The organism is Mycobacterium kubicae, assembly GCF_015689175.1.
GTDB classification, from domain to species: domain Bacteria; phylum Actinomycetota; class Actinomycetes; order Mycobacteriales; family Mycobacteriaceae; genus Mycobacterium; species Mycobacterium kubicae.
The window spans coordinates 3,663,597-3,675,560 of the sequence record NZ_CP065047.1 but is presented as its reverse complement, the minus strand read 5'-3'; the positions used below and the strand labels follow the sequence as shown (position 1 = coordinate 3,675,560).

At 65.4% G+C, this 11,964-nt stretch carries 7 protein-coding genes; 4 read left to right on the top strand and 3 right to left on the bottom strand.

Annotated features, from left to right (window positions below; genetic code table 11):
* Positions 1–2 precede the first annotated feature (2 nt).
* Complete coding sequence (locus tag I2456_RS17275) at positions 3–4,553, top strand: non-ribosomal peptide synthetase (protein ID WP_085072646.1); 4,551 nt, start codon at positions 3–5, stop codon at positions 4,551–4,553.
* A gap of 11 nt (positions 4,554–4,564) precedes the next feature.
* Positions 4,565–8,059, top strand: a complete 3,495-nt coding sequence (locus I2456_RS17270) for a non-ribosomal peptide synthetase (protein ID WP_085072647.1) — start codon at positions 4,565–4,567, stop codon at positions 8,057–8,059.
* Here I2456_RS17270 and I2456_RS17265 read toward each other — a convergent pair.
* Positions 8,056–9,441: a SagB family peptide dehydrogenase gene (locus I2456_RS17265; RefSeq protein ID WP_139822979.1), complete on the bottom strand. Its 1,386-nt coding sequence runs from the start codon at positions 9,439–9,441 to the stop codon at positions 8,056–8,058. The genes I2456_RS17270 and I2456_RS17265 overlap by 4 nt on opposite strands.
* 188 nt (positions 9,442–9,629) lie before the next feature.
* Here I2456_RS17265 and I2456_RS17260 point away from each other — a divergent pair, with 188 nt between their 5' ends.
* Entirely contained in the window at positions 9,630–9,803 is a 174-nt protein-coding gene (locus I2456_RS17260) for a hypothetical protein (RefSeq protein ID WP_163703932.1), read from the top strand.
* Positions 9,804–9,959: 156 nt separating this feature from the next.
* Positions 9,960–10,478 (top strand): MTB12 family secreted protein, encoded by a 519-nt coding sequence (locus tag I2456_RS17255; protein WP_068029574.1) that lies wholly within the window; start codon positions 9,960–9,962, stop codon positions 10,476–10,478.
* Positions 10,479–10,481: 3 nt separating this feature from the next.
* On the opposite strand, the gene I2456_RS17250 is transcribed toward I2456_RS17255, so the two are convergent.
* Positions 10,482–11,360 carry a sigma-70 family RNA polymerase sigma factor gene (locus I2456_RS17250; protein WP_068029577.1) on the bottom strand — a complete coding sequence of 293 codons (879 nt, stop codon included), beginning with the start codon at positions 11,358–11,360 and terminating at the stop codon, positions 10,482–10,484.
* Positions 11,357–11,953, bottom strand: coding sequence for a carboxymuconolactone decarboxylase family protein (locus tag I2456_RS17245; RefSeq protein WP_068029579.1), 597 nt, complete (start codon positions 11,951–11,953; stop codon positions 11,357–11,359). Before I2456_RS17245 ends, I2456_RS17250 begins: the two co-directional genes overlap by 4 nt.
* Positions 11,954–11,964: the final 11 nt, after the last annotated feature.

Here is an 11,964-nt window from a genome sequence, read left to right as displayed (position 1 = left end):
GCGTGACCACGGCCGCACCGAAAATCGAAGACGTTCTCGCGCTGAGCCCGTTGCAGCAGGGGCTGTTTGCCCTGTACCGGCTGGCCGAGGACAGCATCGACCTGTACACCATGCAGTTGAGGGTCGACATAGACGGGCCAGTCGATCTCGAACTGCTCCGCCGCAGCGCCGCTGCGATGCTGGACCGGCACCCGAATCTCCGAGCCGCCTTCTGGGATCGCGACGTCCCTAAACCGGTCCAGATCGTGCCCGACCGCGTGGAACTGCCATGGACCGAACGCACCGCCACACCAAGCGAATTCGATGCCATCGCGCGATCGGAGCGGCGGCGCCCTTTCGACCTGAGCCGCGGTCCCGCACTGCGGATGGTATTGCTCAACGTGCCCGGCGAGACTCGGCGGCGGCTGATCTTCACCGCGCACCACATCTTGATGGACGGCTGGGCGCTCGCCATCTTCTTCACCGAAATGCTGGCGGTGTACCAGGCCGGCGGATCGATCGACGGCCTGCCGACGCCGCGGCCGTACCGCGACTACATCGCGTGGCTGGCTCAGCAAGACACCGCGGCGGCGCTCGACGCCTGGACCGCGTATTTGAGCAATGTGTCCGGACCCCTCATGGTGGCCGACGGCACCGCACCAAACGCCGTTCCCGAGAACGCCAATCTCTTACTGCCGGCGCCCGACACGACGCGGCTGCGCAACTGGGCCGCCCGCAATGGGCTGACGCTCAACACCGCGGTGTTGTTCGCCTGGGCCGTAGTGCTCAGCAGACTGACCGACCGTCGTGACGTCGTCTTCGGCACCGTCGTCTCGGGGCGTCCCGAGCACCTTCCCGGGGTCGAGAGCATGGTGGGGTTGTTCATCAACAGCGTGCCGGTCGTGCACCACGTCAGCGGCACCGCCTCGGTGGTCGACCAATGCGTGCGACTGCAAAAAGAGTCATCGGCGATGCGGGACATCGGTTACCTCAGCCTCTCGGAATTGCAGCGCGCGCATGGCCGTGGCGCCATGTTCGACACCCTGTTCGTCTTCGAGAACGCCCCCATCGAGGACGCTATCCGCACCGTCACCACCGCCGATGGCGCTCGATTCTGTCCGGTCGAGATGGAAAGCCTGACGCATTACCCGTTGACGGTGGTCTCGCACATGAGCGGTGACGCTCTGGTGGTCGTGGTCGAGGCGATACAGGAGATGCTTCAGCACCTTCCCGCGGCACAGATCTGCGAGCGGCTGCTGAGCGTGCTGCGGCAACTTCCAGACATCGGCGACGCGACTCCCGACGCTCTGGACGTCCTCACCGCGACGGAGCGCGCCGAGTTGGCCGAGCTTGCCACCGTCAGCGAGGCGACCCCGCAGGACACTATCTGGCAGCTCTTCGAACAGCAGGTGAATGCCACACCGGACGCCGATGCGCTCACCGCCAGCGCCGGCGAGCGATACACCTACGCCGAATTGCACGCGGCCGCAGCCCGGTTGGCGGCAGAGCTCAGCGCCCAAGGAGTGGGCCCGGAGACAGTCGTTGCCCTGGTGCTGCCGCGCTCGACGCAATCGGTCGTCGCCATTCTCGCTGTGCTGGCCGCGGGCGGCGCCTATCTACCCGTGGACATCACGCTGCCCGAGGCGCGCATCGAATCCATTCTGCGGCAAGCCAATCCCGGCCTCGCCATTACCGAAGCGGCATGCACGCACTTGGTCGGCTCGGATCGTCTCGCCCTGGTCCTCGACGACAGTGCAGTCGCCGAACGCATCGCGCGACGGTCCGGGGTGGCGCCGGCCGTGCACCGCCATCCCGACCAGGCCGCATATGTCATCTTCACCTCCGGGTCCACCGGGGAGCCCAAGGGCGTCATCGATTCCAACGCCGCGGTGCTGAGTTATTTCGCCGATCACCGCAACCGCGTCTACGGGCCGGCCGTGTCACAACTGGGCCGCCCCTTGCGGATAGCGCACGCGTGGTCGTTCAGCTTCGACGCATCCTGGCAGCCCATGGTCGGCCTGCTGGACGGTCACGCCATCCACCTGTTCGACGCTGAGGAGATGCGCGACGCCGACCGACTGGTCAAGGGGATGACCGCCTTCGGGATCGACATGATCGACACCACCCCGTCAATGCTCGTACAGCTCAAGGCCGCCGGCCTACTCGACCATGATCTCGCGGTGCTTGCCCTCGGCGGCGAAGCCATCAACAGCGTGCTGTGGCAACAGTTGCGGGCGCTGCCGTCGACCGCGGTCTACAACTGCTACGGGCCCACCGAGATGACGGTTGAGGCGTTGGTGGCCGCGGTCAAAGGCTACCCGGCGCCGACGATCGGCACGGTCAACACGGGAACCATTGGCTACGTTCTCGATTCGGCGCTACGGATGGTGCCCAACGGCGTGGTCGGTGAGCTCTATCTGTCCGGCGGGCAGCAGGCCCGCGGGTACATCGGTCAGCCGGGGATGACGTCAGCCCGATTCGTGGCCGATCCGTTTCGCCCCGGCCGGCGCATGTACCGCACCGGTGACCTGGTGCGCAGGCTCACGCACGGCGGTTACGCGTATCTGGGGCGCGGCGATACCCAGGTCAAGATTCGTGGCTATCGGGTCGAGATCGGGGAGATCGAAGCCGCGCTGCGCAGCCGACCTGAAGTACACGACGCGGCCGTTGCCGTGTTGCGACGCGACGGTGCTACCACTTTGGTGGGATTCGTTGTCTGGCAGGCCGGCACCGACGCTGACCCGGCGACACTGCGGAGCGCGCTCGGCGAACGGCTCCCCTCCTACATGATTCCCGCGCGGATCGTGGCCCTGCCCGCGCTGCCGATCAACGCCAACGGCAAGCTCGATGGCCACGCCCTGGAGCGCTTGGGCGAAGAAGCGCTGTTCACGGTCACCGCCGCTCAACCCGCGTCGGCGTCGACCGACACCGAACGCGCGCTGTGTGAACTCTTCGCCGAACAGTTCAACGGAGTGGTGCCGCACCTCGACGACGACTTCTTCGCCTTCGGGCTGGACAGCATTGTCGCGATCTCCCTGGTCCACAAAGCTCGCCGGCGCGGGCTCACGGTCAGCCCACGAATGGTGTTCGCCGCCCCCACAATTCGTGCGCTGGCTACGCTGATCGACTCCGCCGTCGACTCGGACACGGCTATTGAGAGCGCCGAATACGGTGAGGTGTTGCCGCTGCCCATGGTGTCCTGGCTCTACGAGCACGGCAACTTCCGGCGGTTCACCCACACGGTGCTGCTTCGGCTGCCGTCGGGAATCGACCGCTCGTCCATCGAGTCGATGATTCAAATGCTCCTGGACGGCCACGACACCTTGCGATCGATCTTGGTCGATACCAGTGCGGGTCCCCGTCTGGTCACCCGCGAGCCCGGCGTCGTCAATGCTGCCGACCTGCTGAGCCGGGTCGAACTGAGCACACCGGACAACGACGAATTGATCGCTGCCATCGGGCATGCCGCGCCAGCGGTGATGGACGAGATGGATCCGTACGCGGGCGCGATGATGCGGGCGGTCTGGTTCACCGGTACCGAACAAGGTCCCGAACCTGGCGATGTGCTGCTGCTCACCACCCACCACCTGACCGTGGACGTGGTGTCATGGCACATCATGCTCGGAGACATCGCCGAAGCGTGGCGCTGCCTGCAGGCCGGCGTCGCACCGAAGATGTTGCCCGAGTTCACCTCCTACCGACGCTGGTGCGAGCTGATGTGGCAACGGGCGGCCACGCCGGACGTTCAGTCGCAACGCGAGTACTGGATGACACAGGTCTGTCCGCCCGATTCCGCGCTGGGCAGCCGCCACCCGGACCCGACCCGGGACACCTGGTCCACGCTGCAAGTCACTCAGCTGATCTCACCGGTAGAGGTAACGACCTCTGTGCTGGCCAGCTTGACCAAAGATGAGGGCGTTCGCGAATCCCTTTTGGCTGCAACCACTATCGCCATGGCGAGCTGGCGTCGTCTTCGGGGCGAGGACCCAGCCGCCGGCACCCTGGTGGCGCTGGAAGGCCATGGGCGCGCCGATGCCGTCCTGAACACCGACACCACCAACACGGTGGGATGGTTCACCAGCGCATTTCCCGCGCGGTTCGGGGTGGGCTCGGCGGCGGTCGACGTGGAGCACGCCGAAAACACGCTCGGCGCCGCCCATGCGCTGGTCGACTCCGTGGTGACCCAGCTACGCGAGGTGCCCAACGACGGCTTGGATTATGGCCTGCTGCATTATGTCGAGCGCCTCCCGGAACTGCAGGACGCCGCCGAACCGCAGATCCAGTTCAGCTACCTGGGCCGACTTGACCTCGGCGCGGCCACCGACCAAGCGTGGTCACTGCTCGGCGGCCCGTACCTCGAGGCACTGCCGAATGCCCCCGAACCCGACCTCCCGCTGCGGTTCGCCCTGAACATCAGCGCGTTCGTGGCGAACACACCGCAGGGCACCCAGTTGATCAGCAATTGGCGCTGGAGTGAAGCCCTGTTCACACCGTCCGACATCGACCGTCTGACGCAGCTGTGGCAGCGCGCCATCGCCGCCGTCGCCGCCGACCTCGATCGACACCTGGCCTAGAAAGGACCGCAATGGAGCCGCTCGGCGAGGAGTGGATAAGCAGAGACCAGATCCGGGCCACAATCGCGGCCCAACTCGGCTGCCCCGCCGACGACGTCGCCGACCACGACGACCTCATCCAGTTGGGCCTCAACTCTATTCGCATCATGGCGCTTGCCGGGGGATGGCGTAAACGCGGCGCCGACATCACCTTCGCCCAACTCGCGGCCGCTCCGACGGTCGAGTCGTGGTACGAGATGCTCGGTGCCGGGCAGCACGCATCCGCGCCCGCGCAAGCAGCCGCCGCTCAACCGGAAGAGCCGGTCGAGCCGGTCCCCGAGAACGACCCCTTCCCGCTGGCCACGATGCAACACGCGTACTGGATTGGGCGTTCCGACGAACAAGAGCTCGGGGGCGTCGCCGCTCACCTCTACGTGGAGTTCGACTGCGGCCCAATAGATCCGGCTCGGCTGGAACGGGCGGCGGCCGATCTGGTGGCGGTGCACCCGATGCTACGAACCCGGTTTCTGCCCGACGGAACACAGCAGACGATGCCCAGGCCGGGTAGGCCGGTGTTCTCCGTGTTGGATCTGCGTGGTGAACCCGCGGACCGCATCGAGTCCGCGCTAAGCGAGTTGCGGGACCGCAAGACCCACCAGCGCTTGGCGATCGAGGACGGACAGGTCATCGACATCGCCTTGACGCTCCGCGATGACAATCGCAGCCGGTTGCACCTGGACATCGACATGCTGGCCGGTGATGCCATGAGCTACCGCGTGCTGGTCTCAGAATTGGCCGACTTGTACCAAGGTGCCCGGGTAGCGCCGCCCGGCTACAGCTACCGGCGCTACCGCACCGAACGGCAACAAGACAGCGTGGCGCGGGAGCGAGACCGACAGTGGTGGCGCGAGCGGCTACCTCACCTGCCCGGCGCGCCCGAACTGCCCACCGTTGCGGTGGGGGAACGGCAGGCCCCACACCGAACCGTCCGTTACGACCACTGGCTGCCCCCGGAAGCCAAGCAGAACCTGGTCGCCGGGGCGCACGCCCGCGGGGTGACACCGGCAATGGCGTTGGCGGCCGTGTTCGCCGACACCATCGGCGGTTGGTCGGCCGACAGCAGATTCCTGTTGAACGTGCCGTTGTTTCATCGGGAATCCGTGCATCCAGACATCGACCGGGTGGTCGGCGACTTCACGTCCTCGATCATGCTCGAGGTCGACGTGACCGAGAGCATGTCGGTCGCCGACCGGGCCCGCGCCGTCCAGCGCAGCATGTACGAAAGTGGCTCGCGCTCAGCCTATTCGGGCCTGGAGGTGTTGCGTGATCTCGGCAGGCATCGAGGGGAGCCGGTGTTGGCGCCGGTCGTCTTCACCAGCGCGCTAGACCTGGGTGAACTGTTCGCCGACACGGTGATGCAGACCTTCGGGGAACCGGTGTGGATCATCTCGCAGGGACCGCAGGTGCTGCTCGACGCCCAAGTGACCGAGCTGCGCGGTGGGCTCCTGCTCAACTGGGATGTGCGTGAATCGGCGTTCCCGCACGGTTTGATCGATGCGATGTTCGCTCGGTTCACCGACGCGGTAACACGGCTCGCCGAAGGTGACGCGGGCTGGGATGCCGAGGCGACGGTGTGCTTGCCCAGCGCCCAGGCGACGGTACGCGCCGCGGTCAACGCCACCGATGGTCCGGTCAGCGGACGCTGCCTGCACCAAGGCTTCTTCGACCACGCCGCGGCTACCCCGGAGGCGCCGGCAGTGGTGTGGGGTGTGGGCGACGAGGCGGGCGTCTGGACCTACCGGGAAATCGCGAACTGCGCGTTGGCGGTCGCCGGAGCGCTGCGGGCCCAGGGCGTCGGTGACGGTGACTCGGTCGCCGTCCAGCTTCCCAAAGGGCGCTTGCAGATTCTGGCGGTGCTCGGAGTGCTTGCCGCCGGCGCAACTTACGTGCCGATCGGCTACGACCAGCCAGCTGCCCGGCGCGCCAAGATACTTCAGACCGCCGATGTTGTCGCCGCACTCACCGTCGCGGGTGCGGACATGGGTGCGTCGATACCGTGTGTATCCATTGCGGCGGCTGCTAATTATCCAACACCGTTGCAGCAAGCCATCTTTCCCATGACGAGTGAATCCGCATATACGATGTTCACGTCGGGTTCTACGGGTGCGCCGAAAGGCGTCGATGTTACACACAGCGCGGCGATGAACACCATCGACGCGGTGAACGACAGGTTCCAGGTGGGCAGCGCCGATCGGACGCTGGCGCTATCAGCCCTGGAATTTGACCTCTCCGTTTATGACATCTTCGGCATGTTCTCCGTCGGCGGCTCGTTGGTCGCGGTCGATTCCGAGGAGAAGGCAGCCGCCACCACGTGGGTGGAACTGCTTCGCCACCATCGCGTTTCAATCCTCAACTGCGTGCCCAGCATGCTCGACATGATCTTGGAGCTCGGCGGCAAACGGCTCGGCGAATCGTTGCGAGCCGTAATTCTCGGTGGTGACTGGGTCGGCGCCGACTTGGCCCGCAGACTCGCCCGGCAAGTCCCAGGCTGCCGATTCTCCGGACTGGGGGGTGCGACGGAGACGGCCATCCACAGCACCATCTGTGAGGTGGTGGGCGAACCACCAGCACACTGGGCGACCGTGCCGTTCGGAGTTCCGCTGCGCAACGTGCGGTGTCGGGTGGTTTCGCCGTCCGGCCGAGATTGCCTGGACTGGGTCCCCGGGGAACTGTGGGTGGGCGGTGCCAACGTGGCGGCGGGCTACCGCAACGATCCGAAGCGGACGGCGGAGCGTTTCGTCGAGCACGACGGGATTCGTTGGTACAAAACGGGTGACCTAGCCAGGTACTGGCCGGATGGCACCATCGAATTCCTGGGCCGCGCCGACCACCAGGTGCAGATTCGTGGCTACCGGGTAGAGCTGGGCGAGGTGGAAAGCGCGCTGCGCGCCGTGCCCGGGGTGCGGCACGCCGTCGCGGTCGTCGTCGGCGCCAACGCGCCGAAACTCGTTGCCGCCGTAGCGGGTGACCCAGGTGAGATCGGTGACATCACCGCAGCGGTCGCAAAGTTGTTGCCCAGCTACATGGTTCCCACCCGCGTGGTGTTCTTCGAACGAATACCGTTGACCGCCAACGGCAAACTCGACCGCCGCGCCGTGGTCGCGCTGCTGGAACCCGAAGCCGCCGACATCCAAGACAGCGCGCCACGCAGTGATGTCGAAGCCGCTGTGGCCGCGATCGTCGCCGAGGTGTTGGGAATTGATTCTGTCGGCGTGCATGACGATTTCTTCGCGCTTGGCGGTGATTCGGTGCTGGCTACCACCGTTATCGCCCAGGTACGCGACTGGCTCGACGTAGATCACGTTGTGGTCGCGGACTTATTTGCGGCACGCACGGTGGCCGGTTTGACCGGGCGGCTGGAGCAGAAAGAAGCGCTGCGCGGAACATCGAATCGACTGGCCCTCATAGCGCGGCACTATCTCGACGTCGCTGCTCTGACCGATGAAGAAGTGCTCGCCCAGGATTAACTGCGGGCCGGCGAACCGATGACCATGCTGCCGACGCTGCACTCTTGCAGTTCGTCGACTCCGGTGGCGGCGACGAATGCGGAAGTGTCACCGTATCCCTGCGCACAGGCTCCAATGCCCATCGCAGTCGCGGCCAGGTAGATCGTCTGCATGAGCACGCCAACATCCTTCAGAATGGTGGCGTAGGCGAGCTGCTCATAGGTCCACATTATGCGACCGCAACGTGCTGCCATGACGATAAGCGCCTGCGGCTCAGCGCCTCCGGCCAAAGTTGCCGCCGCGGGTGCGATCAGCTGGGACACGGCCGTGGAATCTGCCGAAGCTACCAGACGCAGCGAATGGTCAAACGAGTCGTAGTGATACATACCCGGACTCAGGCCGGCCACATTTCGGATCACCGGATAAAGCTCGAGTTCGTAGACGCTACCCGCGGAGGGGTAAGGCCGTGACAACAGCTGTTCGGCGTCGCCAGAAGGTTGGGTTCGCCGCGTGCGTGCGGCGCGGTAGAGCAATTCGCCCACCTGGTCGGCGGTTATTGGGTGAGCTTCGTCGAAACTCCGTGTCGAAACCCGATCTTCGAGAACGGCCGTCAGCGTCGGGTCTCGTAACCGTTTCGCCGCGAGGTCGGGAACCGGCAGCCTGAACGGCTCGCCTGGGTAACTCTTCCTGCGTGCAGGCGGTTGCCGGAATCGGCCTTTCGCCCATTTGGTCGGACCGAAATGCTCCCATGTAATAGTGCGTTCACCTAGTGTGCTCCGGCGATGAAACCACAGATCCGGCGCGCTCCAGCTAAGGGTCTCGAATTGCGCCTCCTCTTGGCCGACAGGTACCAAAATGCCGGACCAGCGCAAATCTTCGATGAACCGCGATGTGACGGCGGCCGGCAAGCCAGAGCAAACTGCGGCCGTTCCATCAAGTAGCGTGAGCAGACGACAATCGTGAACGCGCACATCGCACCATGTCAGCGGATGCTCGATAACGAAACCATCTGAGTCACGGTGCACTATCGCGAATTTCGACATTGCGAGACTTCGCAGCTCCGGTCCAACCGGCCATTCCGGGGGTTCCCCGAACGGCAGTATGGAGTAGCACTGCTGGCCTTCATGTCGGACCGCGACCGCCAACCATCCTGTCGTGGCTAGGTCATCGATCAGCGCGGCTATTTCGCCCGCCTCTGCAGGTTGTTCGTTGCTTGAGATTTCTGAGATTGTCGCCGGCCCATGACTCAGTCTTTCTAACGCTTGCACCTCAATTTTGGTCAAGTCGGTCAACTGCACCCGGTGCGGAGGATCGAGCAGCAAGGCTCCGTCGCGGCGAACTACGCAGGTAACGCCGAAGCGAAACGCGAACGTGGTATCACCGGGGTAAGTGACAGCGAACAATGTGCACCTTCCCTCATCTTGAGTGTTAATGCATTCGCGAGGACATCAGCCTAGGTGCTCGCGATCAAGGATGGGGCATCCTTTTGTTTGACTGGTCGGCGCGGAAACCGACGTGTCCCACAGTGTCCCGCTATGGCGACACGATGCAGGTAACTACCTTCGGAAAGATACCTGCCGGTATTCGAGGTGTGGCTAGTTTGCTTGGCGAAGGCGCGAAGAAGAGGCCGATACCGTGGCCGGCTTCGCCACTCGCCTTCAGAAGCGAAGCGGCCCGCGGTACACCGGAGCGGTTGGCGCTGATCGCACGCCACTACCTGGATGTGGCAGCATTGACCGACGAGGAAGTGCTCGCCGAGGGCTAGAGCAAGACACAACTGCCACACAGCTGGCCCTTAGCTTCGGCTGCGAAGTTCATAGGCACTCGCATGTAACGTGGCGAGCCAGGCGAACGAAACATCAGTAACAAGCTGCACAACTGCAACACGTCGTGACCGTGTCACTCGAAGGGGAAATACACCATGGGAACCATCAAATCACTGGCCACGGGTGTGGCCGCGGTAGCCGCAATCGGAGCCGCCGCCGCCGGTGTCACCTCCGCCGCGTTCGCCAGCCCCACCTCCGTCCAGGTCCAGCCGGTTGTGTTCGGCACACCGCTGCCTCAAGACCCGGCGCCGGTACCAGCCCCAGCCGCCAACCTGCCAACCGCCGGACAGCTGACCGGCCTGCTCAACAGCCTGGCTGACCCCAACGTGTCCTTCACCAACAAGGGCAATCTCGTGGAGGGCGGCATCGGGGGCACCGAGGCCCGGCTGGCCGACCACGAACTCAAGAAGGCCGCCAAGAACGGTGACCTGCCGCTGGCGTTCACCGTGTCGAACATCCAGCCCGGCGCTGCCGGCGCCGCCACTGCCGATGTCGCGGTGTCGGGTCCGAAGCTGGCTTCGCCCGTCACCCAGACCGTGACGTTCGTCAACCAGGGCGGTTGGGTGCTGTCGCGCGATTCGGCCATGGAGCTGCTGCAAGCCGCGGGTCACTGACCGCTACCCGCCGAGGGCGCTCAGATCGAGTTTGGCGATTCGCGACGGATCGGCCAGCACATCGATCGCCGCGACCCGGCCCTCGCGCACCACGAAACCCATGACCGCTGAGGGCTGCCCGCCCACGACGATCACCGCGCCGGCGGCGCCGTTCACATACGCCGGGTAGATCTCGCGTTCCGGGCCCGCGTAACTGCGCGCGAGCTTGGCCACCTCCGAAGCGCCCTCGGCGCGGAAAATAGCGGCGCCGGAACCGAAATCGCCGCGCAGCACCACATTCGGGTGCAGCACAGCGACCAGGCGGTCAAAGTCGCCGCTGCGCCCTGCGGCGAAGAAGGCGTCGACCGCCTCCCGTTGCGCCGCCAGGTCGCTGTCGGGTTGTGGCTCGGCTTGCTGGATGCGTCGCCGGGCGCGGCTGGCCAGCTTCCGAGTGGCCTCCGGTGACCGGTCCACGATCGGCGCGATCTGTTCGAACGGGACGGCGAAGGCGTCGTGCAGCACAAACGCGAGTCGCTCGGCCGGCGGCAGCGTGTCCAGAACGACGTACAACGCCAGGCCTACCGCGTCGGCCAGCATGGCCCGGTGTTCGGGGTCGAACTCGCCGTCGGTATCCACCAACGGGTCGGGGATCCGCGCGACCAACTCCTCACGCCCGCGAAGACGCCGGTCCCGCAGTGTGTTCAGACAGATCCGCGCCACCACCGTGGTCAGCCACGCTTCCAGGTTGGCGATGGCGTCGGGTTCGGCACGGCTCAGGCGCAGCCACGCCTCCTGGACAGCGTCTTCGGCGTCGTCGACCGAACCCAGCATCCGGTAGGCCACCGCGCCCAGCTGAGGGCGGAAGGCCGCGAAGCGCCTCGTGAGCGCCGGGTCAGCGGTCATGCGTGGTGGGTGTCGGGCAGCGCGCACACATTGCCGGCCGACAACCCCGACGACCCGAGGCCCAGCGCAAGGTTGAACCGGGCCCGTAGGTTGCCCAGCGTGATGATGTGGGTCAACCCGACGAGTTGAGCCGTGTCGAAATGTTCGCGCAATGCGTCGAAGAGTTCGTCGCTGACCTCGACCGGCGTGCGGGTGATGGCTGCGGCGTAGTCCAAGATCAGCTTGTCCACGTCGGAGAAGCATGCGGCGTTCCGGTGGTCCGACATGGCCAGCAACTCCTCGTCGGTGATCCCCAGCCCCCGCGAAATCTGCGAGCCCAGGTCGATGCAGAACTCGCAGCGGGCCACCGTCGCGGACTTGAGTTCGGCCAGCGCCCGTTGCCGCGGAGTGAGCACGTCCAGTTTGGCTTCCGCCTGTTCCAGGCGGCCATAGGCGCGCAACAGCCGGGGGAGATGCGCATACATCCGCAGCGGTTCGAGCATGGTCGGACTCTCCCGTCCGGTCATCTGCTTGAACCGGCGCTTGGTGAAATAGAAGGCCAATTTCGCGCCCAAGCCGGCGTCCTGATCGGAGATTCCGTTGAGTCGTGCCATGGCGTCCTCCT

What these genes read in the sequence shown, in the direction of transcription:
- I2456_RS17270 (WP_085072647.1), top strand. Translation starts at nt 4,565, where the DNA reads ATGGAGCCGCTCGGCGAGGAGTGGATAAGCAGAGACCAGATCCGGGCC.
- I2456_RS17255 (WP_068029574.1), top strand. Translation starts at nt 9,960, where the DNA reads ATGGGAACCATCAAATCACTGGCCACGGGTGTGGCCGCGGTAGCCGCA.
- I2456_RS17250 (WP_068029577.1), bottom strand. Translation starts at nt 11,360, where the DNA reads ATGACCGCTGACCCGGCGCTCACGAGGCGCTTCGCGGCCTTCCGCCCT.
- I2456_RS17245 (WP_068029579.1), bottom strand. Translation starts at nt 11,953, where the DNA reads ATGGCACGACTCAACGGAATCTCCGATCAGGACGCCGGCTTGGGCGCG.